We start from the raw sequence: 26,671 nt of genomic DNA, 5'->3' as shown, positions 1-26,671 counted from the left end.
TGCCTGCAAATTTAAGTCACTGAAATAGAGCCGAAAACTTATGCCTTTTACACTTGGTCAACGTTGGATCAGCGATACCGAAAGCGAACTGGGACTGGGAACCGTGGTGGCGCTGGATGCGCGTATGGTTACCCTGCTCTTCCCGGCAACGGGTGAAAATCGTCTGTACGCCAGAAATGACTCCCCGATCACCCGCGTGATGTTTAACCCAGGCGATGTGATTACCAGCCATGAAGGCTGGCAGCTGAAAGTTGATGAAGTTAAGGAAGAAAAGGGTTTACTCGCCTACCTCGGCACCCGTCTCGATACCGAAGAGTCTGACGTCCTGCTGCGCGAAGTGTTTCTCGACAGCAAATTGGTCTTCAGCAAACCACAGGATCGCCTGTTTGCCGGGCAAATCGACCGTATGGACCGCTTTGCGCTGCGTTTCCGCGCCCGCAAATATCAGAGCGAACAGTCGCGCCAGATTTGGAGCGGCCTGCGCGGGATGCGCACCAGCCTGATCCCTCACCAGCTAAACATCGCTCATGATGTTGGCCGCCGCCATGCACCGCGCGTATTGCTCGCGGATGAGGTTGGCCTGGGTAAAACCATTGAAGCCGGGATGATCATCCACCAGCAGCTGCTGGCCGGTAGCGCCGAGCGCGTGCTGATTGTGGTGCCGGAAACACTGCAGCATCAGTGGCTGGTCGAAATGCTGCGCCGCTTTAACCTGCGATTCGCGCTGTTTGACGATGAACGTTACGCGGAAGCCCAGCACGACAGCAGCAACCCGTTTGACACCGAACAATTGGTCATTTGCTCGCTGGACTTCGTGCGCCGCAATAAACAGCGCCTGGAAAACCTCTGCGAAGCGGAGTGGGATCTGCTGGTTGTCGATGAAGCTCACCATCTGGTGTGGAGCGAAGATGCGCCCAGCCGTGAATACCAGGCCATTGAACAGCTGGCCGAACATGTTCCTGGCGTCCTGTTGCTGACCGCCACGCCTGAACAGCTGGGCATGGAAAGCCACTTCGCGCGCTTACGCCTGCTGGACCCAAATCGCTTCCATGATTTCGCCATGTTCGTCGACGAGCAGCAGAATTACCGCCCGGTTGCAGACGCCGTCGCCTTGCTGCTGGCAGGAGATCGCCTGACCGATGAGCAGCTGAATACCATGGGTGAGCTGATTGGCGAGCAGGATATCGAGCCACTGCTGCAAACCGCCAACAGCGATCGCGAAGGCAGTGAAGCCGCGCGCCAGGAGTTGGTTTCCATGCTGATGGACAGACACGGCACCAGCCGCGTGCTGTTCCGTAACACCCGTAACGGCGTGAAAGGTTTCCCGAAACGCGAACTGCACACCATTCGCCTGCCGCTGCCAACCCAGTACCAGACGGCGATTAAAGTCTCCGGTATTATGGCCGCGCGTAAGTCCGTGGAGGATCGCGCCCGGGATATGCTGTATCCGGAGCAGATTTATCAGGAGTTCGAAGGCGACACCGGCACCTGGTGGAACTTCGACCCACGCGTTGAATGGCTGATGGGCTACCTGACCAGCCACCGTTCGCAGAAAGTGCTGGTGATCTGCGCCAAGGCCGCGACGGCACTCCAGCTTGAGCAGGTTCTGCGTGAGCGCGAAGGCATCCGCGCAGCCGTCTTCCATGAAGGCATGTCCATCATCGAACGAGACCGCGCTGCAGCCTGGTTTGCGGAAGAAGATACCGGCGCTCAGGTCCTGCTGTGCTCAGAAATTGGCTCAGAAGGCCGTAACTTCCAGTTCGCCAGTCAGCTGGTGATGTTTGACCTGCCGTTTAACCCGGACCTGCTGGAGCAGCGTATTGGCCGTCTCGACCGTATTGGCCAGGCGCACGACATCCAGATCCACGTTCCGTACCTGGAAAAAACCGCTCAGTCGGTCCTGGTGGACTGGTACCATGCTGGCCTGGATGCCTTCGAACACACCTGCCCGACCGGCCGCACCATTTATGACAGCGTCTACCCGCAGTTGATCGAATATCTCGCGGCACCGGAAAATACCGAAGGCTTTGACGCGCTGATCAAGCAGTGCCGCGAGCAGCACGATGCCCTGAAGCAACAGCTTGAGCAGGGCCGCGACCGTCTGCTGGAAATTCATTCCAACGGCGGTGAAAAAGCGCAGGCGCTGGCAGAAGCCATTTCCGAGCAAGATAACGACACTAACCTCGTTAGCTTTGCCATGAACCTGTTTGATATCGTCGGCATTAACCAGGACGATCGCGGCGACAACATGGTCGTCATTACTCCGTCCGACCATATGCTGGTCCCTGACTTCCCGGGCCTGCCGGAAGACGGCTGCACAATCACCTTCGAGCGTGACGTCGCCTTGTCCCGCGAAGACGCGCAGTTTGTGACCTGGGAACACCCGATCATCCGCAACGGCCTGGATTTGATCCTGTCAGGCGATACCGGTAGCTGTGCCCTGTCTCTGCTGAAAAACAAAGCGCTGCCGGTGGGCACGCTGCTGCTGGAGCTGGTGTACGTTGTAGAGGCCAAAGCGCCTAAACAGCTGCAGCTCAACCGCTTCCTGCCGCCGACGCCGGTGCGCATGCTGGTGGATAAAAACGGCACCAACCTCGCGGCGCAGGTGGAGTTTGAAAGCTTCAACCGCCAGCTCAGCGCGGTTAACCGTCATACCGGCAGCAAACTGGTGAATGCGGTGCAGTCCGACGTGCACGCTATTCTGCAGGTGGCGGAAGAAAAAGTTGCCGATGCGGCACAGGCGCTGATCGACGCAGCTCGTGAAGAAGCCGATGAGAAGCTGAGCGCTGAGCTGTCCCGTCTGGAAGCGTTGAAAGCCGTTAACCCAAACATTCGTGACGACGAGCTTGCGGCTATCGAAACCAATCGCCAGCAGGTGATGGAAGCGTTAAGCCAGGCTAACTGGCGTCTTGATGCCTTGCGTTTGATCGTTGTGACGCACCAGTAAATATGCGTCGCTTTACTCAAATCATTCGAGTTGCAGCAAGGCGGCAAAAGAGAGAATTCCCAGGAGCTGACTAAAGTCAGTGACTGGGATAAGTGAGAGCAGCCAACGCGGCTGCAGCTTGAAGGATGCAGAGTAAATGCTGATGGAACCCTACAATCCGCCTCTCGATCCCTGGCTGGTTATCCTGTACCAGGATGAGCACATCATGGTGGTTAACAAGCCCAGCGGCCTGCTGTCCGTTCCGGGACGTCTTGACGAACACAAAGACAGCGTGATGACGCGCATTCAGCGCGACTTCCCGCTGGCGGAATCGGTCCATCGACTTGATATGGCAACCAGCGGCGTGATCGTGGTGGCGCTGACCAAAGCGGCAGAGCGCGAGCTAAAGCGCCAGTTCCGTGAACGCGAGCCGAAAAAGCAGTATGTGGCTCGCGTTTGGGGCCATCCACAGCCGGAAGAGGGTTTGGTGGATCTACCGCTGATTTGCGACTGGCCTAACAGACCAAAGCAGAAGGTATGCTACGAGACAGGGAAATCTGCGCAGACTGGATATCAGGTGCTGGAATACGCGGCGGATAATACCGCTCGTGTACAGCTCATGCCGATTACCGGGCGTTCGCACCAGCTTCGTGTGCATATGCAGGCGCTGGGGCACCCGATTCTCGGGGACCGCTTCTACGCGACGCCAGAAGCGCTTGCCATGGCGCCGCGTCTTCAGCTCCATGCCGAGATGCTCACCATCACGCACCCGAGCTACGGTACGCCAATGACGTTTAAAGCGCCGGCGGACTTCTAAAAAAGGCCTCTCAACTGAGAGGCCTTTTTCTACTTAAACCCTTTTGCGGTTTTAATCAGATCGTAAGCGCCCTGAATCTCCTGGGCCTTTTGCTTCGCCATCTGCATCATTTCCGGCGGCAGGCCTTTTGCCACCAGCTTGTCAGGATGGTGCTCACTCATTAACTTACGGTACGCGCGCTTGATAACCGTTGGCTCATCGCTGCTTTTTACCCCAAGCACCTTGCAGGCATCTTCCAGCGTCGGGCCTCTTTGTTGCTGCGCGAAGCCGCCTTGCGATTGCTGGTATTGGTACTGGCCACCACCGAACTGCTGGCCGCCTTCCATCATGCGCAAGAACTGGTCGAACTGGGCACGTGAGATCCCCAGTTCTTCGGCAATCACATACAGTACCTGACGCTCATTTGGGTGCAGCGAGCCATCCGCAAACGCAGCCTGGATTTGTATTTCCAGAAACATCCGAATTAAGTCAGAACGGCCAAAACAGACGCTTCGCATCTGCCCCATCTTTTCTCTGAGCGGATAGTTATTTTCTTTCCCCGCGCGAAATGCTCGCTGAGCGGCGGCGCGCGCCTCACCATGAAGCTGCATTCGGTCCATCAATAAAGACGCTATTTGAATATCAGCTTCCGTTACCCGACCTTTCGATTTGGTGAGGTGCCCCATCACTTCAAAAGTGGTAGAAAAAAAGATCGCCTGACGCTGCTGTTGGTTAGCAAACCAGGCCCCGCGACGGCTGCGTGCCTTATCAAACATATGGCCGATAAGAAAACCTATCACCACACCCCAAAAGCCGCCGCCTGAGATTAACCCCAAAGCAACACCGAGTACTTTTCCCCAATACTGCATATACTCCCCAAATCATCATGCTGTCGTCTAGAATTTGCTTTATCATACCCGCCATTGATAGCGCTGCCTAACGGCATACTGCTAATGGGCTGGATTAACACTAGCGCTGTGGTGATGAGTACGTTAGTCTCTGACCGTTTGCCTTCGCTATACCCTGATGACGGAACAACAAATAACACGTATGAAAAAACGTATTCCCACCTTGCTGGCCACACTGATTGGTTCAGCCCTTTATAGCCAACAAGGTATGGCTGCCGACCTTGCCTCGCAGTGTATGCTGGGTATCCCAAGCTACAATCGTCCATTGGTTAAGGACGACGGCAATAGCCAGCCGGTAACAATCCAGGCCGATCACGCCAAAGGTGACTACCCGGACAATGCCGTTTTTACCGGGAATGTTGACGTTCAGCAGGGCAACAGCCGCCTGCAGTCAGACGAAGTTCAGCTTCACCAGAAGCTGGTCGAAGGTCAAACGGATCCCGTCCGCACCGTAGATGCCTTAGGTAATGTGCATTACGACGACAATCAGGTCATCCTGAAAGGTCCTAAAGCCTGGTCAAATTTAAACACCAAAGATACTAACGTCTGGGACGGTAATTACCAGATGGTTGGCCGCCAGGGTCGCGGTACTGCAGACCTCATGAAACAGCGCGGCGACAACCGCTACACAATTCTCGAAAACGGGACGTTCACCTCCTGCCTGCCTGGCTCCAACACCTGGAGCGTGGTTGGTACTGAAGTGATTCAGGACAGGCAGGAAGAAGTGGCGGAGATCTGGAACGCCCGCTTTAAACTGGGCCCGGTACCGGTGTTCTACAGCCCTTACCTGCAGCTGCCTATTGGCGATAAACGCCGTTCGGGCTTCCTGATCCCCAGCGCTAAATACAGCACCAACAGCGGCATTGAGTTCGCGCTGCCCTATTACTGGAACATTGCGCCAAACTTCGATGCCACTATCACGCCTCACTATATTGATAAGCGTGGCGGTATCCAGTGGCAAAACGAATTCCGCTACCTGACCCAGGCAGGTTCAGGCCTGATGGAGTTTGACTATCTCCCGTCGGATGACGAGTACAAAAACGAGTCGGGCGTTGCGCCGGGCGAAAAAGATCGCCGCTGGCTGTTCTACTGGAACCACGGCGGGGTCATGGACCAGGTGTGGCGTTTCAACGTCGATTACACCAAGGTCAGCGATTCGCGCTACTTCAACGACTTCAGCTCACCCTATGGTAACAGTACCGACGGCTACGCCACGCAAAAATTTAGCGTCGGCTACGCTAATCAGAATTTTGACGCGACGCTGTCCGCTAAACAATTCCAGGTCTTTGCCAACCAGCTGGGTACATTCACCAGCTCTTACCGTGCAGAGCCTCAGCTGGACGTCAACTTCTACCAGAATGACGTGGGCCCGTTTGATACCCGAATTTATGGCCAGGCGGTGAAATTCACTAACGTGAATGACAACATGCCTGATGCAACGCGTCTGCACCTTGAACCGGTGATCAACCTGCCTGTCTCCAACGGCTGGGCAAGCCTGAACACCGAAGCCAAGCTGATGATGACCCATTATCAGCAAGGTAATCTTGATGAATATAAGCAGAAGATTAACGCCAACAGCACATTAGAAAACACCGTCAACCGCACGCTGCCGCAGTTTAAAATGGACGGCAAGCTGATCTTTGACCGTGATATGGACTCCGTTGCCGGCTGGACACAGACGCTTGAGCCACGCGCTCAGTACCTGTACGTGCCATATCGCAACCAAAGTGCTATCAACAACTACGACTCATCGCTGCTGCAGTCTGACTACAACGGGCTGTTCCGCGACCGTACTTACGGCGGTCTGGACCGTATTGCTTCCGCTAATCAGGTAACGACCGGCGTAACTTCTCGCGTTTATGATGACGCTTCGGTTGAACGTTTTAACGTATCCGCGGGTCAAATCTACTATTTCACCCAGTCCCGTACCGGGGATGACAACATTAACTGGGAGAAAGATAAGAAAACCGGCTCCATGGTCTGGGCCGGTGACACCTACTGGCGTATGACAGATCGCTGGGGCCTGCGCGGCGGGGTACAGTATGATGCTCGCCTGGGTAGCGTGGCCAATGGCAGCGGCGCCATTGAGTACCGTCGCGATGCCGATCGTATGGCACAGTTGACCTATCGTTATGCCAGCCCGGAGTATATTCAGGCTACGCTGCCGACAGTTTACTCTACCGCCGATCAGTATAGAGAAGGGATCTCGCAGGTCGGTATGGTCGCCAGTTGGCCAATCGTGGATCGCTGGTCAGTTGTCGGGGCCTACTACTACGATACCAATGCCCGACAGTCCGCTGACTCTATGTTCGCCGTGCAGTACAGCTCTTGCTGTTATGCCATTCGTGTTGGCGTCGAGCGTAAGATCAACGGGTGGGAAAATAACATGAGTAAATACGATAACGTAATCGGCTTTAACATCGAGTTACGTGGCCTGAGTTCCAACTATGGCCTGGGTATTCCGCAGATGCTGCGTACTAACATTCTGCCATACCAAAGTTCGATGTAATTCACTTTGACGAATTCTCTAAATAATCCGCTTTGCGGCTAAGTAAAATGGAAAAAGTATGAAGAACTGGAGAACGCTGCTTCTTGGTGTCGCACTTGTAGCGAACACAACTTTTGCAGCCCCGCAGGTTGTCGACAAAGTAGCTGCCGTAGTCAATAACGGCGTAGTCCTTGAAAGCGATGTTGACGGCTTAATGCAGTCCGTCAAAATGAACTCACGCGACGCGGGGCAACAGCTTCCTGACGACGCGACGCTTCGCCATCAAATCATTGAACGTCTGATCATGGATCAAATCATCCTGCAGATGGGCCAGAAGATGGGCGTGAAGATCACCGACGATGAACTCGATCAGGCCATCGCCAACATTGCAAAACAGAACAACATGACCATGGATCAGATGCGCAGCCGTCTGGCCTATGATGGCGTGAACTACAACACCTACCGCAGTCAGATCCGTAAAGAGATGACGATTTCGGAAGTGCGTAACAATGAAGTTCGTCGTCGCGTCTCAATCCTGCCGCAGGAAGTTGATGCCCTTGCACAACAGGTAGGCAATCAGAACGACAGCAGTACCGAACTGAACCTGAGCCACATCCTGATTGCGCTGCCAGAAAACCCAAGCTCTGCTCAGGTTGATGACGCAGAAAAACAGGCACGTAACGTTGTCGATCAGGCACGCAACGGGGCAGACTTCGGCAAGCTCGCGATCAGCTATTCTGCCGACCAGCAGGCGCTGAAAGGCGGCCAAATGGGTTGGGGTCGCATCCAGGAACTGCCTTCTATTTTTGCCCAGGCATTGAGCACGGCGAAGAAAGGCGACATTATCGGGCCTATTCGTTCAGGCGTTGGTTTCCACATCCTGAAAGTTAACGATATGCGCGGTCAGAACCAGAATATTTCTGTGACCGAAGTTCACGCCCGCCACATTCTGCTGAAAACGTCGCCTATCATGAACGATACTCAGGCGCGCCAGAAACTGGAGCAAATTGCCGCTGACATTAAGAGCGGGAAAACCACCTTTGCCGCAGCAGCGAAATCCTTCTCGGACGATCCAGGTTCAGCGAACCAGGGTGGCGATCTGGGCTGGGCGGCAACGGATATTTATGATCCTGCTTTCCGCGATGCACTGCAAAAGCTGAACAAAGGCCAGATGAGCGCCCCGGTGCACTCTTCCTTCGGCTGGCACCTGATCGAACTGCTGGACACGCGTAAAGTCGACAGAACCGATGCGGCGCAAAAAGACCGTGCCTACCGCATGCTGTTCAACCGCAAGTTCTCCGAAGAAGCGCAAACCTGGATGCAGGAACAGCGCGCCAGCGCTTACGTGAAAATCATAGGCAGCAATGGCTAACATCTTTCGTGTGACCATCACTCCCGGCGAACCCGCCGGGATTGGTCCCGACCTGGTCGTCGCGTTAGCGCAACGCGACTGGCCCGTTGAACTGGTCGTCTGCGCTTCTCCAGAATTGCTACTTGCCAGAGCCTCTCTGCTCGGTCTCCCCCTGACGCTCCAGCCTTTCGAGGCAAATCAACCGGCAAAACCACAGGCTGAAGGTACGTTAACCGTGCTGCCCGTTGAGCTACGTGCGCCGGTCATTCCAGGGCAACTGGATGTGCGTAACAGTGCTTACGTCGTCGAGACGCTCGCTCGGGCATGCGATGGCTGCCTGAACGGAGAATTCGCCGCGCTGATTACCGGGCCGGTACACAAAGGCATTATCAACGATGCCGGGATTCCGTTTATTGGTCACACCGAGTTCTTCGAAGAGCGCTCACACAGCGAAAAAGTGGTGATGATGCTGGCCACGGAAGAGCTGCGCGTTGCGCTGGCCACAACGCATCTGCCGCTGAAAGCAATTTCTGACGCCATTACGCCGGATTTACTACGCCAGATTGTCACCATCCTGTATCATGACCTGCAAACCAAATTTGGTATCCCGCAGCCGCATGTACTGGTTTGCGGTCTCAATCCACACGCCGGGGAAGGTGGCCATATGGGCACCGAAGAGATAGACACTATTATCCCGGTGTTAAATGAGATGCGCGCTCTGGGGATGCACCTTTCTGGCCCGTTACCGGCAGATACGCTATTCCAGCCTAAATACCTCGATAGTGCTGACGCCGTACTGGCGATGTATCACGATCAGGGTCTGCCCGTGTTGAAATATCAGGGCTTCGGCCGCGCGGTAAATATCACGTTGGGGTTACCTTTTATCCGAACCTCGGTTGACCACGGCACGGCTCTTGAGCTGGCAGGCCAGGGGAAAGCCGACGTCGGCAGTTTTATTACGGCGCTTAATCTCGCCATTAAAATGATTGTAAATAGTCAATGAATACTCGAGTCCACCAGGGCCACCTTGCCCGCAAACGTTTTGGACAAAACTTCCTTAATGACCAGTTCGTTATCGACAGTATTGTCTCCGCAATTAACCCACAACCAGGCCAGGCAATGGTCGAAATTGGTCCAGGCCTTGGTGCACTGACCGAGCCTGTGGGTGAACGCATGGATAAAATGACCGTTATCGAACTGGACCGCGATCTTGCCGCACGTTTGCAAACGCACCCGTTCCTGGCCCCCAAGCTGACAATTTATCAGCAGGATGCCATGACCATGGATTTCGGCGATCTTTCGCAGAAAATCGGCCAGCCGTTGCGCGTCTTCGGTAACCTGCCGTATAACATCTCTACGCCGCTGATGTTCCATCTCTTTAGCTATACTGATGCCATTGCAGACATGCACTTCATGCTGCAAAAAGAGGTGGTTAACCGCTTAGTCGCCGGGCCAAACAGTAAAGCCTATGGCCGCCTGTCGGTGATGGCGCAGTACTACTGTAACGTTATTCCTGTGCTTGAAGTCCCGCCAACGGCGTTTACGCCTGCGCCAAAAGTGGACTCTGCCGTTGTGCGTCTGGTACCACACGCGACTTTACCGCACCCGGTGAAAGATCTGCGCGTGCTGAGCCGTATCACCACGGAAGCCTTTAACAAGCGTCGTAAAACTATCCGTAACAGCCTTGGTCATCTGTTCAGTGCCGACGTGCTGGCGGAGCTGGGCGTCGATGCGACGCTGCGTGCGGAAAACATTTCCGTTGAGCAGTACTGTAAGCTTGCAAACTATCTGGCTGACAACCCACAACAGCCGTCGGAGAGCTAAACTATGCTTGATTCGCCCCGCGTATGCGTGCAGGTACAAAGCTTTTATATTGAGTCGCAGTCCTCGCCTGAGGATGAGCGTTTCGTATTTGCGTACACAGTCACTATTCGCAATCTGGGGCGAACAGCAGTTCAGCTACTTGGCCGTTACTGGCTAATTACCAACGGTAACGGCCGCGAAACCGAGGTTCAGGGCGAAGGTGTCGTCGGCGAACAGCCGCATATTGAACCGGGCAACGACTACCAGTACACCAGCGGAGCGGTTATCGAAACGCCGCTCGGCACCATGCAGGGCCATTATGAAATGGTCGATGCGCAGGGAGAGGCCTTCAGGGTCGAGATCCCCGTTTTCCGTCTGGCCATTCCAACTTTTATTCACTGATACCATGTCTACATATCTGATTGGCGATGTTCACGGCTGCTACGATGAACTGATCGCGTTGCTGCAGCAGGTTAATTTCAACCCTGAAGAAGATACGCTGTGGCTGACGGGCGATCTGGTGGCTCGTGGGCCAGCTTCTCTGGAGGTGCTGCGCTATGTTCGCAGTCTCGGTGACAGCGTACGAGTGGTACTCGGTAACCATGACCTGCATCTTTTAGCCGTCTTTGCGGGCATCAGCCGCAACAAACCTAAAGACCGCGTTACGCCACTGCTGGAAGCGCCTGATGCCGACGAGCTTCTCAATTGGCTTCGTCGTCAGCCGCTCATTCAGGTGGATGAAGAGAAAAAGCTTGTTATGTCTCATGCGGGGATCACGCCTCAGTGGGATATCAATACCGCGCTGGCCTGCGCGCGTGATGTCGAAGCCGTTCTCTCCAGCGACAGCTACCCGCTTTTCCTGGATGCAATGTATGGCGATATGCCCAACAACTGGTCCAGCGATCTCTCCGGGCTGGCACGCCTGCGTTTCATCACTAACTCGCTCACCCGCATGCGCTATTGCTTCCCTAACGGCCAGTTGGATATGTACTGCAAAGACACACCGGAAAAAGCGCCTTCGCCGCTGAAGCCCTGGTTTGCGATTCCTGGCCCCGTTACCGCCGAATATTCTGTGGCTTTTGGTCACTGGGCATCGCTGGAAGGGAAAGGCACGCCGGAAGGGATCTATGCGCTGGATACGGGTTGCTGCTGGGGGGGAGAACTAACCTGCCTGCGCTGGGAAGATAAAGCCTGGTTCGTACAGCCTTCAAATCGTCAGCAGGATAGCGGCGAAGATCAAACCGCTGCCGCCTCTTAGAAGTTACCCCTCTCTCTGTCGAGAGAGGGGTAAAACTTAACGACGCTCCAGAATTTCGAAGCAATAACCGTGGGAGTTATTCTCGTCGGCATCGTGGAATTCACTGAAGGTTGACTGCCACTCATCCGGATCGTAATCCGGGAAATGCGTGTCCCCTTCCACTTCCGCATCAATATGGGTCAGGTAAAGACGCTGCGCCTTGGGCAGGAACTGCTCGTATACGCGTCCCCCGCCAATCACCATGATTTCTTCGGCATCACCGCAGGCTTTAATAGCCTCTTCCACCGATTTCACCCACTCAACGCGATCGTCATTTCCGGCCTGGCTGCTAATAACGATGTTTTTACGTCCCGGCAGCGGGCGGCCAATAGACTCCCAGGTCAGGCGCCCCATAACAACAGGTTTATTGAGCGTATTGCGCTTGAACCAGGCCAGGTCGGCAGGCAAATCCCATGGCATGGCGTTTTCCATGCCGATAACGCGATCCACCGCCAAAGCAGCAATCAGACTGATCATTTATATAACCTAAGGATGATGAAAAAAATTGCCGCCACTATACGGAAAGCGCAATCTTTCGTCGACAGCAGGCGATGGGCGTAACGAGAATTTTTTTTATTCTGCTGCGGCCATCGCGCCCTGATTTTCAACTGCGGGATATGGAACAAGGGGTTAGCGTTAACCCCCGCTCACTATAAGGAAAAGTAAATATTTTTCAGCAAGTTCACTCTGCTGGCCTGACCGGGGGTTCATCGGAAAGTTTACCGCTGTGAAGACCCTCTTTTGTTCCCTGCCAGCCATCACGTTGGATAACGTGCAGGTGCGCACGATCCTCGTTAATAACCTCTGTCAGCATCGCGCTGTTGCGCTTAAAGACATCCGCGCGCTCGGCGGTCTTATCATCAGTCGGCACCATTTCTTCAAGCATTTGCAGGTTAAAACGGCGGAAGTGGTCGGCCCGCTCGCGCGCTTCGTATTTGCCGACGCCCAATCCCTCCAGCGCACGACGGCCAATCTTCAGCGAGCTTTCGAACGTTTCACGTTCCGGCATCTCGACTCCCGCCTGGCGCAGGCGGATGTAGTGATTAATATCGCGCGCGCGGGCAAGGATCTGCAGATGCGGGAAGTGCTCCTTCGCCAGTTCAGTGAGCTGCATGCTGGCTTCAGGATCGTCAATGGCGTTAATCAGCACTTCAGCGCCTGCGGCCCCGGCTGACTCAAGCAGGTCAACGCGGGTGGCGTCCCCATAAAAGACCTTGGTGCCAAATTTTCGCAGCGTCTCTATATGGTCAGGATCGTGATCCAGAATAACCACGTTCACTCCGCTGCTCAGTAACAGACGACCGGCAATCTGCCCAAAGCGTCCGAAGCCCGCGATGATAACCCGGGGCTGCTCTTCATCAATTTCGTCGGCCTCTCCGGCCTGCTCGCTGCCCGTTTTCTCGAGCCTGTTCAGCAGCACCAGCAACAGAGGCGTGGCCGCCATGGATAGCGCCACGGCAAGCGTCAGCGACTTCGACCAGTCGTCGTCCAGCACCTGAGCCATATGAGCCGCGCCGAAGATAACAAAAGCAAATTCACTTCCCTGCCCCAGCAAAACGGCAAACCAGCGTCGCTGCTTACGCGGCACTTTTAAAGGCTTAGCGACCAGCCAGAGCACCAGCGTTTTGATGACCAGGAAACCGACCAGCAGGACGAGAATACGCAGCGGGTTGTCGAGCAAAGTCCCGAAGTCGATAGACATCCCAACCCCGATAAAGAACAGCCCCAGCAGCAGGCCCTTGAACGGCTCAATATCGCTTTCCAGCGCGTGACGATATTCGGAGCTGGCTAACAGCACCCCGGCAAGAAACGCCCCCATCGCCATCGAAAGCCCGGCCTCTTCAAGCAGCAGGCCAAAGCCAAACACCAGGAATAGCGCCACGGCGCTGAACACTTCACGTAACCCCGAGCGCGCCACAAATCGCAGCACTGGCCGGGTGACATAGCGCCCAAGCAGTACAACCAGAGCCAGCGCCGCCGCTACCTTAAGCGCGGAAATTAAAAACGTCGCAAAGGTCATCGTCCCGCCGCTGCTCGCCAGCAGCGGGATCATTGCCACCAGAGGGATCGCCGCGATATCCTGGAACAGCAGCACGGCAAACGCGCCTCGCCCCATCGGCGTGACGGTCAGGTTGCGTTCGTTCATCGCCTGCATAGCAATCGCGGTGGATGAGAGCGCCAGCGTCAGGCCAATAAGCAAGGCGATCTTCCAGTTGAGCCCCATCACGATACAAAATGCGCCGAGCGCCAGCCCGCAGGCCGCCATTTGCAGAAAACCGCCGCCAAACACCGAGGCGCGAAGCGTCCATAGCCGCTGAGGATCAAGCTCAAGCCCGATAACAAAGAGCATCAGCACCACGCCAATTTCAGCAAAGTGCAGAATAGTTTCGGCGTCGGTAACCAGACCCAGCCCCCATGGCCCAATAATGCAGCCGGCAATCAGGTAGCCCAGCACGGAACCTAATCCGAGCCGCACGGCGATAGGCACGATCAGCGCGGCAGAACCAAGGTAAATCAATGCCTGAATTAAGCTGTGGCTATCCACGATGAGCCTCCTGCCAGTCAATCAAGCGTTGCTTATAGTTATCCGCCTGGCGGGCAAGCGTCAATTCATCGCAAACAAAGGTGAAATGAATCGCGAAGACCGGCAGCCACCGCATTCCGCAGTAGAGCGCCGTGGCCTGCAGAGGCTGGGCGAGAACGTCAAATCCAGGGTGATCGCCCAGTTCAAAATGTTTTTCGCTGCCGCCGGTTGTCACGGCCCACATCACTTCTTTACCGTGCAGGGCATTCCCGCCTTTGCCGTATGCCCAGCCGTGCGAAAGCACTTTGTCTATCCACAATTTCATCAGCGGCGGCATGCTGTACCACTGCATCGGATGCTGCCAGATAACCAAATCAGCGCGGCTTAACGCCTGCTGCTCAGCGGCAATGTCGATATTAAAGTCGGGATAAAGTTCATAGAGGGAGCGAATCTCTACCCCCGGAAGCGCTTTGGCTCGATCGAGCATTTGCCGGTTGGCATGGGAATGCTGGGGATAGGGATGCGCATAAATTATAAGAATCATTGTTAAGCCTGTCTTCACTACTGCCTGTAATGACAGTGAGTTTAGTCAGTTAATCGACAGGCTAACAGTCAATATTGCTGAGCGTGTTGTTGGATATTTCTTAACTAGTTATCCAGCTCCCTCATCTCTTTCACCTGATCGCGGTTGATCTGCTCGGTTTTACCCGTTTCGGCATTTTTGTATGACACCAGGCCCGTGTCTTTATCAACCTGCGGTTTGCCGTCGGTCACGATCGTTTTGCCATCACTGGTTTTAACTGCCTGATTGGACGAGCAGCCCGCCACGATCAGCAGCGCTGCGGCAGTGAAGAGGGAAGCAAGTAAAGTTCGTTTCTGCATGGTGTTCTCCCAGAGTGTTTAGTCATTTTCAGTTGTGTGCTGGTTAACTGTAGACTATCTCGCTGGGTATAAAGTAAAACGGCCTCTTTTCAGAGGCCGTTGGCGTTATTTTCGGAACATTCTTTCAGGACAAGAAAGCTTAACCCTTAATTTGGGCATGCATTTCCTGCACCGAAATCACCTTCTCGGTAGCATCGGCATTCAGCGCCATCGCCGTGGCGAAACCCCCGTTCAGCGTGGTGTCATAATGCACTTTGTACTGCAGTGCGCTGCGGCGAATCAGCTTGGAGTCTTCAATCGCCTGGCGGCCCGCGGTGGTGTTGATAATGTAGGTGTATTCGCCATTCTTGATACGGTCCTGAATGTGCGGACGCCCTTCATGCACCTTGTTCACCAGGCGTGGGTTAATACCCGCTTCGCCCAGCACAATCGCTGTACCGTGGGTCGCATCCAGCTCGAAGCCCTGTTTCAGCAGCTTCGCGGCCAGGTCAACTACGCGCTCTTTGTCACCTTCACGCACGGAGAGAAGCGCGCGGCCTGGCTTACGCATGGTGGACTGGCTGCCCAGCATCGCTTTAGAGAAAGCTTCTGCGAAAGTACGCCCCACGCCCATCACTTCCCCGGTAGAGCGCATTTCTGGCCCTAACAGCGGGTCAACGCCCGGGAATTTGTTGAACGGCAGCACCACTTCTTTCACCGAGTAATAAGGCGGGATGATTTCTTTGGTGACGCCCTGCTCAACCAGCGTTTTGCCTGCCATAACGCGAGCGGCAACTTTTGCCAGCGGCACGCCCGTCGCTTTAGAAACGAACGGCACGGTACGCGCGGCACGTGGGTTCACTTCAATCAGGTAAACTTCGTTGTCCTTCACCGCAAACTGCACGTTCATCAGGCCACGCACCTGGAGCTCAAAGGCCAGTTTCTGCACCTGCTGGCGCATCACATCCTGAATTTCCTGGCTCAAAGTGTAAGCCGGCAGAGAACATGCCGAGTCACCGGAGTGAACGCCCGCCTGCTCGATGTGTTCCATGATGCCGCCAATCAGCACGGTTTCACCGTCGCAAATGGCATCCACGTCCACTTCGACCGCATCGTCAAGGAAGCGGTCAAGCAGCACCGGCGCGTCGTTGGAAACGCTAACCGCGGTCTGGAAGTAACGGCGAAGGTCTGCTTCGTCGTAGACGATTTCCATCGCGCGGCCGCCCAGCACATAGGAAGGGCGAACCACCAGCGGATAACCAATCTGGACGGCTTTCTCTACCGCCTGCTCGATAGCCGTTACGGTGGCGTTAGCAGGCTGTTTCAGCTTCAGGCGCTCAACGGCGTGCTGGAAACGCTCACGGTCTTCTGCACGGTCGATAGCATCCGGGCTGGTACCGATAACCGGCACACCAGCCGCTTCCAGCGCACGAGCCAGTTTCAGCGGAGTCTGGCCGCCGTACTGTACGATGACACCTTTTGGTTTCTCAACGCGGACGATTTCCAGCACGTCTTCAAAGGTGACAGGCTCAAAGTAGAGGCGGTCGGAGGTGTCGTAGTCGGTAGACACGGTTTCCGGGTTACAGTTAACCATAATGGTTTCGTAACCATCTTCACGCAGTGCCAGCGAAGCGTGTACGCAGCAATAGTCGAACTCGATGCCCTGACCGATACGGTTTGGTCCGCCGCCCAGCACCATGATTTTGTCACGGTCATGGTTCGGGTTCGCTTCACACTCTTCTTCATACGTGGAGTACATATAAGCGGTGTCGGTAGCGAATTCTGCCGCACAGGTGTCTACGCGTTTGTAGACAGGGTGCAGGTTATATTGCTCGCGCAGTTTGCGAATTTCAGCTTCACGCACGCCAGCCAGTTTAGCCAGGCGTGCATCCGCAAAACCTTTGCGCTTCAGCATACGCAGGAAGTCATGGTTCAGGCCGGTGATGCCCACTTCAGCCACCTGCTCTTCCAGACGCACCAGCTCTTCAATCTGCACCAGGAACCAGCGGTCGATGTTGGTCAGATTGAACACGCCATCTACGGACAGGCCCGCGCGGAATGCGTCAGCCACATACCAGATACGCTCTGCGCCAGCGTCTTTCAGCTCGCGGCGGATTTTGGTCAGCGCTTCCGGGTCATCCAGGCTGACTTTCGGGTCAAAGCCGGTAGCGCCCACTTCCAGGCCACGCAGTGCTTTCTGCAGTGATTCCTGCTGAGTACGACCGATAGCCATAACTTCACCCACGGATTTCATCTGGGTGGTCAGACGGTCATTTGCGCCAGCAAATTTTTCGAAGTTAAAGCGAGGAATTTTCGTCACAACATAGTCGATGGACGGTTCGAAGGATGCCGGAGTACGGCCACCTGTGATGTCGTTCATCAGCTCATCAAGGGTGTAACCGACTGCCAGCTTCGCGGCAACTTTAGCAATCGGGAAGCCCGTAGCTTTAGACGCCAGCGCTGAAGAACGGGACACACGCGGGTTCATCTCGATAATAATCAGGCGGCCCGTTTTTGGGTTCACGGAGAACTGAACGTTTGAGCCGCCGGTTTCCACGCCGATTTCACGCAGTACCGCCATCGAGGCGTTACGCATGATTTGGTATTCTTTATCGGTCAGCGTTTGCGCTGGTGCCACGGTGATGGAGTCCCCGGTATGAATCCCCATCGGGTCGAAGTTTTCGATAGAGCAGACGATGATGCAGTTGTCGTTCTTATCACGCACCACTTCCATCTCGTACTCTTTCCAGCCAATCAGCGACTCATCAATCAGCAGCTCTTTGGTTGGGGAAAGATCCAGGCCGCGCTCGCAAATCTCTTCAAACTCTTCGCGGTTATAGGCGATGCCGCCGCCGGTGCCGCCCATGGTAAAGGATGGACGAATGATGCACGGATAACCCACGTCTGCCGCAACCGCCAGCGCTTCTTCCATATTGTGCGCGATACCGGAACGAGCGGTGTCGAGACCGATTTTTTTCATCGCAATGTCGAAGCGACGACGGTCTTCAGCCTTGTCGATAGCATCGGCGGTAGCGCCGATCATGGTGACGCCGAACTCTTCCAGTACGCCCTGACGCTCAAGCTCCAGCGCGCAGTTCAGCGCGGTCTGGCCGCCCATGGTTGGCAGCACCGCATCCGGACGCTCTTTTTCGATGATTTTACGTACCACTTCCCAGTGAATTGGTTCGATGTAGGTTGCATCCGCCATTTCCGGGTCGGTCATGATGGTGGCCGGGTTGGAGTTCACCAGAATAACGCGGTAACCCTCTTCACGCAGCGCTTTACAAGCCTGCGCGCCAGAGTAGTCAAACTCACAGGCCTGGCCGATAACAATCGGGCCCGCACCGAGGATCAGGATGCTTTTTATATCTGTACGTTTTGGCATGGTCTTCTCGGCTCCTGATTATTTAGCGGTAGAACGGTATTGCTTAATCAAATCGATAAAGTGGTCAAACAGCGGTGCAGCGTCGTGCGGCCCCGGGCTCGCCTCAGGGTGCCCCTGGAAGCTGAACGCGGCTTTATCGGTACGATGAATCCCCTGCAGGGTGCCATCGAACAGTGATTTGTGGGTTACGCGCAGGTTAGCAGGCAGCGTGGCCTCATCAACCGCGAAACCGTGGTTCTGCGCGGTGATCATCACGCAGTCTTTATCCAGGTCTTTTACCGGGTGGTTGCCGCCGTGGTGACCAAACTTCATTTTTACGGTGTTGGCACCGCTGGCCAGCGCCAACAGCTGGTGACCAAGGCAGATGCCAAAGACAGGAATGTCTGTCTCCAGGAAGGATTTGATTGCGCTGATGGCGTAGTCGCAAGGTGCCGGGTCGCCAGGGCCGTTAGAAAGGAAGATGCCATCCGGGTTCATCTTCAGCACCTCTTCCGCTGGCGTTTGAGCAGGCACCACCGTCAGGCGGCAGCCTCTGTCCACCAACATACGCAGAATGTTGCGTTTCGCGCCGTAGTCATAAGCCACTACGTGGAAAGGTAACTCTTCGGTTTTTGCCGCTTCTGGCAGGTCGCCATCCAGCGTCCAGCTCCCCTGCTGCCAGGTGTAAGCTTCTTTCGTGGTGACTTCTTTAGCGAGATCCATGCCGTTCAGGCCAGGGAATGCTTTCGCTTTTTCCAGCGCCAGGGCCGCGTCTACGTTATCGCCCGCGATGATGCAGCCGTTCTGGGCACCTTTTTCACGCAGCAGGCGGGTCAGCTTACGGGTATCAATATCGGCAATCGCCACGATGTTATGGCGCTTAAGGTAAGAAGAAAGGTCTTCCTGACTTCTGAAGTTGCTGGCAATCAGCGGCAGGTCACGAATGACGAGGCCTTGCGCATGAACCTGGGAGGATTCTTCGTCGGCTTCATTGGTGCCGACATTACCGATATGAGGATAAGTAAGAGTGACGATCTGGCGGGAGTAGGAAGGATCAGTGAGGATTTCTTGATAACCGGTCAATGAGGTATTGAAAACGACTTCACCCACTGCCGTACCCGATGCCCCAATGGCCCGACCGTGGAATTGGGTTCCGTCTTCCAGAACCAACAGCGCTGACTTAATCAAAACGTCCTCCAGGGAATAAACATTCAATTTATTCGCATATTAATTCAAAACTAACGCCTGAATCAAATGCAAAAAGCGTCTGCCCTACGGATTTTTGGCAAACGGCGGCATTCTAGAGACAAGCCGGGTAAAAGTCTACCTCAAGGCGAAGTTTTTATGTCTCTTTTGCCGCTCAGAGTAAAAATATCTGACTTGAAGGTCAAAATAGCCAACTAACCTGGGGAAAGTAATCGGTTGCTGACCATGAATACTGGGAAAGTGGAGAGAGAGCAGTGAAAAAGTGGACCAAGTGGTCAAAATTAACATTACAACAACACAAAAACAGAGGATAGGAACCAATTTAATGGATTACATAGATAAATTAATATCAAACATTTAAAAAAACAAAAGGGTGAAATTAATCACCCTAAAATCAATCAATTGAAAACATAAAACCACATTTATAAGGATACGTTTAACTACAAATTATTGAGATCTAGCACATCTCGCATATCAAAAATACCGTTCTTTTTACCTTTAAGCCATGAAGCTGAACGAACTGCCCCATTAGCAAACGTCATACGGCTGGAAGCCTTGTGGGTAATCTCAACCCGCTCGCCAATATCTGCAAACATCGCGGTATGCTCCCCGACGATATCGCCCGCACGCACGGTGGCAAAACCGATAGTGCCAGGCACACGTTCACCGGTATGGCCTTCGCGGGTATAAACTGCACAATCTTTAAGATCTTTGTCCATCGCCTGAGCAATCGCTTCACCCATCGCCAACGCGGTGCCTGACGGGGCATCCACCTTATAGCGGTGGTGCGCTTCGATGATTTCGATATCGGTGTAATCGCCCATGACTTTTGCCGCTTTCTCCAGCAGCTTCAGCATGACATTCACGCCCACGCTAAAGTTTGCCGCGAAAACAATCGGGATCTCACGCGCCGCATCGTTAATGGCCTGCTTGCCGGCCTCATCAAAACCCGTCGTGCCGATGACCATGCCTTTGCCATGCTTGAGGCAAAATGCCAGGTGAGCCAGCGTTCCCTCAGGGCGAGTAAAATCAATAAAAACGTCGAAATCGTTAGCGACCGCATCCAGGTTATCGCTTACCAGTACCCCTGTTTTTGCCACGCCGGCCAGCTCACCCGCATCGCTACCGACCAGGGAAGAACCCGGACGCTCAAGCGCCGCCCCAAGCTGAACGCCATCCAGCTGTAAAGCCGCCTGAATTAACTGGCGCCCCATACGGCCGCCCGCGCCCGCGATGGCTACGCGAATCTGTGCATCATGCATATCATTACTCTTTGGTTAAATAATTCGTAAAAACGTTATCAGGTTAACCAGCCCTCTAGCAGGCCGCCAGCCGAAAACACCCATAATTAGAATTTACTGTCATGGCCCGGCAGTTATCAATAACGCAGATAATTCCCCTGCTTTTAATGGGATAATTATTCACGGTGCCAACGCCAGAACTTCAGCAACCCACGCCTGAAAACCTGGGATATCAATATCCAGCGCAACCTGTGCATTGGCCGGACGTTCGAGACGATGTTCGAGATCCACCACTGTCGTTCCGCTGGTATAAGTACCGTGCGTTTCTACCGCGACAAAGCAGGGGAATGTCTGGAACAGCTCGGGCTTCACCAGCCACGCAATGGCGGTCAAATCATGCATTCGCAGCCCGGTATCCATGCTGCCGCTGCGGTAATGACTGAATAGCGCATGCAGCATCTTCCCGGTGCGATTTAAGGCTGGCAGCTGAGCCAGAAATTCAGGCGCAAGCATTGCACGATTTGTCACATCCAGCCCACACATGACGATATCCAGCCCGCTGTCAAAGACGCGTGCTGCCGCCTCGGGATCAATGGCCATATTAAATTCAGCCGTCGGCGTAAAGTTGCCCCGCCCCGCAGAGCCCCCCATCATGACCACGCGTTTAATACGCGTCTTACATTCAGGGTACTGCGTCAGCAGCATGGCAACGTTAGTCAGTGGACCAATGGTAACCAGAGTCACCGGCTCATCGCTGCTTTTCAGACAATCGTACATGGCCTGGAATGCGGGAATTGGCAGTTCACGACGAGATGTTTCGGTGAAGACATACCCTTCCATCCCCGACTCGCCGTGCACGTAAGCTGCATCCCGCAGCGGGCGCAGCAGCGGGACAGAAGCCCCTTTCGCCACGGGCGTCTCTTTCTGCCAAAACTCCAGCAGTTGAAGGGCATTACGCGTGGTTTTGTCCACCGAGACATTTCCAGCCACGGTGGTGATGAGTTTCAAATCTAGCTGGGGTGCAAATAAAGCCGCGGCAAGGGCAACCGCATCGTCGATACCGGGGTCAGTATCAAGAATAATCGGGGTTCTGGTCATGCTGTTCTCCATAAAAAATGCCAGCGGGCATACACCAGCTGGCATCTTCTCATAAACGGAAACCTGCGACGTTAATCCACTTCACGGATGTCCACGCGCAGTTCACGCGGCACTTCAAAGACGATATTCTCTTCGCGCCCTGTCAGCTCCTTAGCTTCGCTCCCGCCAAGTTCGCGCAGGCGAGCAATGACGTTTTGCACCAATACATCAGGCGCAGAGGCCCCGGCGGTAACACCGACGCAATTCACGTCTTTTAGCCAGGACTCCTGAATATCAGAAGCATCATCAATAAGCCAGGCGGCTTTCCCCATCCGCTGCGCCAGTTCGGCAAGACGGTTGGAGTTCGAGGAGTTTTTGGAGCCTACCACCAGCACAACATCAGCTTCCGTGGCCAGCGCCCGAACCGCTTCCTGACGGTTGGTCGTGGCATAACAAATGTCGTCTTTACGCGGGCCGATAATTTTCGGGAAACGCTGACGCAGGGCGTCAATCACATCCGAGGTATCGTCGACGGAAAGCGTAGTTTGGGTCATAAACGACAGATTGCTTTCGTCTTTGACTTCAAGCGTCCAGACATCGTCCGGTGACTCCACCAGGTACATGCCCCCTTTCGGGTTGCTGTACTGGCCCATGGTGCCTTCCACTTCCGGGTGGCCAGCATGGCCAATCAGAATAGACTCTTCACCACGGCGGCTGGCACGCGCCACTTCCATATGCACTTTAGTCACTAGCGGACAGGTGGCATCGAAAACTGTCAGCTCACGGCTCTTCGCTTCGTTACGCACCGCCTGAGAAACACCGTGCGCGGAGAAAATCAGGATAGCGCCGTCCGGCACTTCGCTAATTTGCTCGATAAAAATCGCTCCGCGCTCGCGCAGGCTGTCCACCACATAGCGGTTATGCACCACTTCATGACGAACGTAGATAGGCGCGCCGTAAATCTGCAGCGCGTTTTCCACAATGCTGATAGCGCGGTCGACCCCAGCGCAAAAGCCTCTGGGATTAGCCAACAGGATCTGCATTCAACGCCTCCAGGACCGGATCAACTTCCAGCACTTCAATATCAAAATGGATAGTCTGCCCGGCCAGCGGATGGTTAAAGTCTACGGTGATAGAATCACCGTTAACTTCACGCACCACGCCCGGCATTTCGCTGCCATCCATTGCGGTAAAGAGCATGATAGCGCCCGGCTCCGGTTCGCCCGCTTCGACAAACTCACGGCGCGAGAAGTACTGGATCATATCCGGGCTTGGAATGCCAAAAGCTGCTTCTGGCGCCAGCGAGAACGCTTTTTTGTCGCCAGCTTTCAGGCCAACCAGTTGGTCTTCCAGGCCCGGCGACAATGTTTCATCCCCAAGGCGAAATAGCGCAGGCTTGCCGTTAGCGCGAGTTGACTCCGCGGTGGAGCCATCCTCAAGCTTAAGCGTAAAGTGCACCAGCACCGCGCTGTTGGTTTGTACGGACTCAGCCATGGATTACCCTTTTTGCTTCGCGGGCTTGTCGGAGGAAACAAAGAATCCCTCCAGCACAATCAGCGCCGCACCGATACAAATTGCGGTATCGGCCAGATTGAAGGTGGCAAAATGCCAGTCGCCAACGTAGAAATCGATCATGTCGACGACAAAACCGTGCCACAGGCGATCGAACAGATTCCCGAGCGCACCGCCAATGATTAACGCATAGGCGATGTTATTCAGTTTCTGGCTGGCTTTAGCGCGATACATCATCCACACCAACGCTACACAGATACCGATAGCGATACCCGCGAAGAACCAGCGCTGCCAGCCGCCTTTGTCGGCCAGGAAGCTAAACGCCGCGCCATAGTTACGCGCATAGTGCAAATTCAGGGACGGGAACAGGGATACCGTATCCCCCAGCATGAAATGCTGGAGGATCAGATATTTACTGCCCAGGTCCACAATCAGCACTACCACCACCAGCCACAGCCAGCGCAATCCGGTAGAGAAAATGGGTTTCATCAAGCAAACTTACGTTGTTCGCCGTCACCGGCTACGTTGCTGACACAGCGGCCGCAGATTTCTGCGTGTTCCGCTACCTGACCGATATCGGTGGTGTAATGCCAGCAGCGCGGGCACTTCTCACCGTCGGCTTTACGCAGAGCCACTTTCAGCCCTTTGAGGATTTCGCTCTGCTGAGCGTCTTCACTCGCCTGCGCATAATCGGCAACCGCAGCCCCGGAGGTCAACAGGACAAATCGTAATTCGTCGCTCAGGCTGTTCAGCCTGGCCGCCAGCTCTGCGTCGGCGTACAGCGTCACTGCCGCTTCCAGAGAACCACCGATGCGCTTATCAGCACGAGCCTGCTCGATAACCTTGTTCACTTCACCACGAACGGTCAGCAGCGTGTCCCAGAACTCACCGTTCATCGCTTCGCTTTCCGCCAGGCCAAACAGACCTTCGTACCATTCACCGGTGAACACATACTTCTCGCGAGAACCTGGCAGGTAGCCCCAGATTTCATCGGCGGTGAAGGACATGATCGGCGCCATCCAGCGGACCAGCGCTTCAGCAATGTGGTACAGCGCGGTCTGGCAGCTGCGACGCGCCACGCTGTCCGCTTTCGCGGTGTACTGGCGGTCTTTGATGATGTCGAGGTAGAACGAGCCCATCTCCACGGAGCAGAAGCGCATCAGGCGCTGCACAACTTCGTGGAAATCGTAGTTTTCGTAAGAGGCGATGATATCCGCCTGAGCTTCTTGCGCACAGCCAACGGCCCAGCGATCCAGCACCACCATTTCTTCCGGTTTCACCATATCGGTTTCCGGATTGAAGCCGTTCAGGTTGGCCAGCAGGAAGCGGGCGGTGTTACGGATACGGCGGTAAGCGTCAGCGGAGCGTTTCAGGATCTCGTCGGAAACGGCCATTTCGCCAGTGTAATCGGTAGATGCCACCCACAGACGCAGAATGTCCGCGCCGAGTTTGTTCATCACGTCCTGTGGGCTAACGGTGTTGCCGATAGATTTGGACATCTTGCGGCCCTGACCATCCACGGTAAAGCCGTGGGTCAGTACCTGACGGTAAGGCGCTTTGCCTTTCATCGCCGTGGAAATCATCAGGGAGGACATGAACCAGCCGCGATGCTGATCCGAGCCTTCCAGGTACATATCCGCCGCGTGGCCGTGAAATTCTGGACGCACGTCAACAACGGAAGAGTGAGTAGATCCTGAATCGAACCAAACGTCCAGGGTATCCGGCACTTTAACGTAGTTGTCTGCGTCATCCCCCATGATGTCGCGCGGATCGAGATCCCACCACGCCTGGATGCCATCTTGCTCAACGCGCTTAGCGACTTCTTCCATCAGCTCGAGCGAACGTGGGTGCAGTTCTTCGGTATCTTTGTGCACGAACAGTGACATCGGCACGCCCCAGGTACGCTGACGCGAGATACACCAGTCAGGGCGATTTGCCACCATGGATTCGATACGCGCCTGGCCCCAGTCAGGGATCCACTGCACGCCTTTGATCTCTTTCAGGGACTGCGCGCGCAGGCCTTTCTGATCCATGCTGATAAACCACTGTGGCGTTGCACGGAAGATGATCGGCGTTTTGTGGCGCCAGCAGTGTGGGTAGCTGTGCAGCAGTTTTTCAACGTGCAGCAGAGCGCCTTTGTCACGCAGGATGTTAACGATCAGGTCATTCGCTTTGAACACCTGAACACCGTCCAGACCTTCATAGGTCCCTGGCAGATAGCTCCCGTCCGGGCCAACCGGGTTCGCGATTTCCAGGCCATATTTCTGGCTGATTGTGTAGTCGTCCGGGCCGTGGCCACCGGCGGTGTGAACCGCACCTGTACCCGCGTCCAGGGTAACGTGATCGCCCAGAATAGCCGGGACGTCAAAGCCCATGAACGGGTGCTTAAAGCGCAGCAGCTCAAGCTCAGCGCCTTTCACGGTACCGAGAACCTGGTAATCAGTTACGCCAGCGCGCTTCAGCACGCTTTCCAGCAGGTCTTTCGCCACGATCAGCGCCTGGCCTTCAATCTGCACCAGCACGTAATCGAACTCGGCGCCCAGAGAGATAGCGCGGTTAGCTGGCAGCGTCCACGGCGTTGTGGTCCAGATAAGCAGAGAGACCGGGCCATTAACGGCAGAAGCACCAAACTTAGCTTTCACCGCATCGGCATCAACGGCATTGAACGTTACGTCAATGGACGGGGATGTTTTGTCGTAATACTCAACTTCGGCCTCCGCCAGCGCAGAACGGCAGTCCACGCACCAGTGAACAGGCTTAGCACCTTTGTGCAGGTGGCCATTGCCGATGATTTTGCCCAGCGCACGAATGATGTTGGCTTCAGTATTGAAGTCCATGGTCAGATAAGGACGTGACCAGTCGCCCAGCACGCCCAGACGGATGAAGTCTTCGCGCTGACCGTTAACCTGATTAGCGGCGTATTCGCGGCATTTTGCACGGAATTCTGCTGCGGTGAATTTCTCGCCCGGCTTGCCAAATTCCTGCTCAACCTTAAGCTCGATTGGCAGACCGTGACAGTCCCAGCCCGGCACGTACGGCGAGTCGAAGCCGGAAAGCCCTTTAGATTTGATAATAATATCTTTCAGAATCTTGTTAACTGAGTGACCAATGTGAATGCTACCGTTCGCATAAGGAGGGCCATCATGCAAAATAAAGGTTTTTTTGCCTTTTTTCGCATTACGGATGATGCCGTACAGATCGTCATCATTCCAGCGCGCCAGCATACCCGGTTCGCGCTTGGCTAAGTCGCCGCGCATCGGGAACCCTGTTTCAGGCAAATTTAGGGTAGATTTAAAGTCACTCATTAGATTCTCGGT

Annotated in this window: 21 protein-coding genes; 8 read left to right on the top strand and 13 right to left on the bottom strand. The window is 54.8% G+C overall.

Annotated features, from left to right (window positions below; genetic code table 11):
• The first annotated feature begins 40 nt into the window (after positions 1-40).
• A complete protein-coding gene (gene rapA, locus AAIE02_RS17585; RefSeq protein ID WP_498532955.1) occupies positions 41-2,947 on the top strand; it encodes an RNA polymerase-associated protein RapA in 2,907 nt (968 codons plus the stop codon).
• Between the two features lie 136 nt (positions 2,948-3,083).
• A complete protein-coding gene (rluA, locus tag AAIE02_RS17580; RefSeq protein WP_008461732.1) occupies positions 3,084-3,743 on the top strand; it encodes a bifunctional tRNA pseudouridine(32) synthase/23S rRNA pseudouridine(746) synthase RluA in 660 nt (219 codons plus the stop codon).
• 29 nt (positions 3,744-3,772) lie between these two features.
• Here the strand turns inward: rluA and djlA are convergent, their stop codons facing one another.
• Complete coding sequence (gene djlA / locus AAIE02_RS17575) at positions 3,773-4,591, bottom strand: co-chaperone DjlA (protein ID WP_008461730.1); 819 nt, start codon at positions 4,589-4,591, stop codon at positions 3,773-3,775.
• A 181-nt stretch (positions 4,592-4,772) separates the two neighbouring features.
• Between djlA and lptD the strand changes: the two genes are divergently transcribed.
• Genes lptD through apaH form a run of 6 tightly spaced genes read left to right on the top strand, consistent with a single transcriptional unit; the run spans position 4,773 to position 11,530 of the window.
• Positions 4,773-7,139 (top strand): LPS assembly protein LptD, encoded by a 2,367-nt coding sequence (gene lptD, locus AAIE02_RS17570; RefSeq protein WP_336982816.1) that lies wholly within the window; start codon positions 4,773-4,775, stop codon positions 7,137-7,139.
• A gap of 58 nt (positions 7,140-7,197) precedes the next feature.
• Positions 7,198-8,490, top strand: a complete 1,293-nt coding sequence (gene surA / locus AAIE02_RS17565) for a peptidylprolyl isomerase SurA (protein WP_008461725.1) — start codon at positions 7,198-7,200, stop codon at positions 8,488-8,490.
• A complete protein-coding gene (pdxA, locus tag AAIE02_RS17560; RefSeq protein ID WP_498532954.1) occupies positions 8,483-9,472 on the top strand; it encodes a 4-hydroxythreonine-4-phosphate dehydrogenase PdxA in 990 nt (329 codons plus the stop codon). Before surA ends, pdxA begins: the two co-directional genes overlap by 8 nt.
• A complete protein-coding gene (rsmA, locus tag AAIE02_RS17555; RefSeq protein ID WP_039300352.1) occupies positions 9,469-10,293 on the top strand; it encodes a 16S rRNA (adenine(1518)-N(6)/adenine(1519)-N(6))-dimethyltransferase RsmA in 825 nt (274 codons plus the stop codon). Before pdxA ends, rsmA begins: the two co-directional genes overlap by 4 nt.
• A gap of 3 nt (positions 10,294-10,296) precedes the next feature.
• On the top strand, positions 10,297-10,674 hold the full coding sequence (gene apaG, locus AAIE02_RS17550) for a Co2+/Mg2+ efflux facilitator ApaG/CorD (protein WP_008461718.1): 378 nt from the start codon (positions 10,297-10,299) through the stop codon (positions 10,672-10,674).
• 4 nt (positions 10,675-10,678) lie between these two features.
• The gene (gene apaH / locus AAIE02_RS17545) at positions 10,679-11,530 is read left to right on the top strand and encodes a bis(5'-nucleosyl)-tetraphosphatase (symmetrical) ApaH (protein ID WP_166993511.1); all 852 of its coding nucleotides are present in this window, start codon (positions 10,679-10,681) and stop codon (positions 11,528-11,530) included.
• A 36-nt stretch (positions 11,531-11,566) separates the two neighbouring features.
• Here apaH and folA read toward each other — a convergent pair whose 3' ends face one another.
• The 12 genes from folA to ileS form a co-directional block, all read right to left on the bottom strand.
• On the bottom strand, positions 11,567-12,046 hold the full coding sequence (gene folA / locus AAIE02_RS17540) for a type 3 dihydrofolate reductase (RefSeq protein ID WP_008461713.1): 480 nt from the start codon (positions 12,044-12,046) through the stop codon (positions 11,567-11,569).
• Between the two features lie 205 nt (positions 12,047-12,251).
• The gene (gene kefC, locus AAIE02_RS17535; RefSeq protein ID WP_008461711.1) at positions 12,252-14,114 is read right to left on the bottom strand and encodes a glutathione-regulated potassium-efflux system protein KefC; all 1,863 of its coding nucleotides are present in this window, start codon (positions 14,112-14,114) and stop codon (positions 12,252-12,254) included.
• Positions 14,107-14,637 carry a glutathione-regulated potassium-efflux system oxidoreductase KefF gene (gene kefF, locus AAIE02_RS17530; protein ID WP_166993507.1) on the bottom strand — a complete coding sequence of 177 codons (531 nt, stop codon included), beginning with the start codon at positions 14,635-14,637 and terminating at the stop codon, positions 14,107-14,109. The genes kefC and kefF overlap by 8 nt, the downstream gene beginning before the upstream one ends.
• A gap of 104 nt (positions 14,638-14,741) precedes the next feature.
• Entirely contained in the window at positions 14,742-14,975 is a 234-nt protein-coding gene (locus tag AAIE02_RS17525) for a YgdI/YgdR family lipoprotein (RefSeq protein ID WP_498532953.1), read from the bottom strand.
• A gap of 139 nt (positions 14,976-15,114) precedes the next feature.
• A complete protein-coding gene (gene carB, locus AAIE02_RS17520) occupies positions 15,115-18,339 on the bottom strand; it encodes a carbamoyl-phosphate synthase large subunit (protein WP_008461705.1) in 3,225 nt (1,074 codons plus the stop codon).
• 18 nt (positions 18,340-18,357) lie between these two features.
• Complete coding sequence (gene carA, locus AAIE02_RS17515; protein WP_498532952.1) at positions 18,358-19,506, bottom strand: glutamine-hydrolyzing carbamoyl-phosphate synthase small subunit; 1,149 nt, start codon at positions 19,504-19,506, stop codon at positions 18,358-18,360.
• A gap of 458 nt (positions 19,507-19,964) precedes the next feature.
• Entirely contained in the window at positions 19,965-20,786 is an 822-nt protein-coding gene (gene dapB, locus AAIE02_RS17510; protein WP_166993501.1) for a 4-hydroxy-tetrahydrodipicolinate reductase, read from the bottom strand.
• A gap of 159 nt (positions 20,787-20,945) precedes the next feature.
• Positions 20,946-21,863 carry a ribonucleoside hydrolase RihC gene (gene rihC, locus AAIE02_RS17505; protein ID WP_336818401.1) on the bottom strand — a complete coding sequence of 306 codons (918 nt, stop codon included), beginning with the start codon at positions 21,861-21,863 and terminating at the stop codon, positions 20,946-20,948.
• Between the two features lie 71 nt (positions 21,864-21,934).
• Entirely contained in the window at positions 21,935-22,885 is a 951-nt protein-coding gene (gene ispH, locus AAIE02_RS17500) for a 4-hydroxy-3-methylbut-2-enyl diphosphate reductase (protein ID WP_008461701.1), read from the bottom strand.
• Positions 22,866-23,336, bottom strand: a complete 471-nt coding sequence (gene fkpB / locus AAIE02_RS17495) for an FKBP-type peptidyl-prolyl cis-trans isomerase (protein WP_039300323.1) — start codon at positions 23,334-23,336, stop codon at positions 22,866-22,868. Before fkpB ends, ispH begins: the two co-directional genes overlap by 20 nt.
• Positions 23,337-23,339: 3 nt before the next feature.
• Positions 23,340-23,846: a signal peptidase II gene (lspA, locus tag AAIE02_RS17490; RefSeq protein WP_039290186.1), complete on the bottom strand. Its 507-nt coding sequence runs from the start codon at positions 23,844-23,846 to the stop codon at positions 23,340-23,342.
• Positions 23,843-26,659, bottom strand: coding sequence for an isoleucine--tRNA ligase (gene ileS, locus AAIE02_RS17485; RefSeq protein WP_336982809.1), 2,817 nt, complete (start codon positions 26,657-26,659; stop codon positions 23,843-23,845). Before ileS ends, lspA begins: the two co-directional genes overlap by 4 nt.
• Positions 26,660-26,671 lie beyond the last annotated feature (12 nt).

Source organism: Cedecea sp. Ae19-4, from assembly GCF_059801165.1.
The sequence above is the reverse complement of the archived record's forward strand: the minus strand, read 5'-3'. Positions and strand labels throughout refer to the sequence as shown.

Bases quoted from the DNA above. Each gene is read 5' to 3' on its own strand.
- rapA (WP_498532955.1), top strand. From the start codon at position 41: ATGCCTTTTACACTTGGTCAACGTTGGATCAGCGATACCGAAAGCGAA.
- rluA (WP_008461732.1), top strand. From the start codon at position 3,084: ATGCTGATGGAACCCTACAATCCGCCTCTCGATCCCTGGCTGGTTATC.
- djlA (WP_008461730.1), bottom strand. From the start codon at position 4,591: ATGCAGTATTGGGGAAAAGTACTCGGTGTTGCTTTGGGGTTAATCTCA.
- lptD (WP_336982816.1), top strand. From the start codon at position 4,773: ATGAAAAAACGTATTCCCACCTTGCTGGCCACACTGATTGGTTCAGCC.
- surA (WP_008461725.1), top strand. From the start codon at position 7,198: ATGAAGAACTGGAGAACGCTGCTTCTTGGTGTCGCACTTGTAGCGAAC.
- pdxA (WP_498532954.1), top strand. From the start codon at position 8,483: ATGGCTAACATCTTTCGTGTGACCATCACTCCCGGCGAACCCGCCGGG.
- rsmA (WP_039300352.1), top strand. From the start codon at position 9,469: ATGAATACTCGAGTCCACCAGGGCCACCTTGCCCGCAAACGTTTTGGA.
- apaG (WP_008461718.1), top strand. From the start codon at position 10,297: ATGCTTGATTCGCCCCGCGTATGCGTGCAGGTACAAAGCTTTTATATT.
- apaH (WP_166993511.1), top strand. From the start codon at position 10,679: ATGTCTACATATCTGATTGGCGATGTTCACGGCTGCTACGATGAACTG.
- folA (WP_008461713.1), bottom strand. From the start codon at position 12,046: ATGATCAGTCTGATTGCTGCTTTGGCGGTGGATCGCGTTATCGGCATG.
- kefF (WP_166993507.1), bottom strand. From the start codon at position 14,637: ATGATTCTTATAATTTATGCGCATCCCTATCCCCAGCATTCCCATGCC.
- AAIE02_RS17525 (WP_498532953.1), bottom strand. From the start codon at position 14,975: ATGCAGAAACGAACTTTACTTGCTTCCCTCTTCACTGCCGCAGCGCTG.
- carB (WP_008461705.1), bottom strand. From the start codon at position 18,339: ATGCCAAAACGTACAGATATAAAAAGCATCCTGATCCTCGGTGCGGGC.
- dapB (WP_166993501.1), bottom strand. From the start codon at position 20,786: ATGCATGATGCACAGATTCGCGTAGCCATCGCGGGCGCGGGCGGCCGT.
- rihC (WP_336818401.1), bottom strand. From the start codon at position 21,863: ATGACCAGAACCCCGATTATTCTTGATACTGACCCCGGTATCGACGAT.
- ispH (WP_008461701.1), bottom strand. From the start codon at position 22,885: ATGCAGATCCTGTTGGCTAATCCCAGAGGCTTTTGCGCTGGGGTCGAC.
- fkpB (WP_039300323.1), bottom strand. From the start codon at position 23,336: ATGGCTGAGTCCGTACAAACCAACAGCGCGGTGCTGGTGCACTTTACG.
- ileS (WP_336982809.1), bottom strand. From the start codon at position 26,659: ATGAGTGACTTTAAATCTACCCTAAATTTGCCTGAAACAGGGTTCCCG.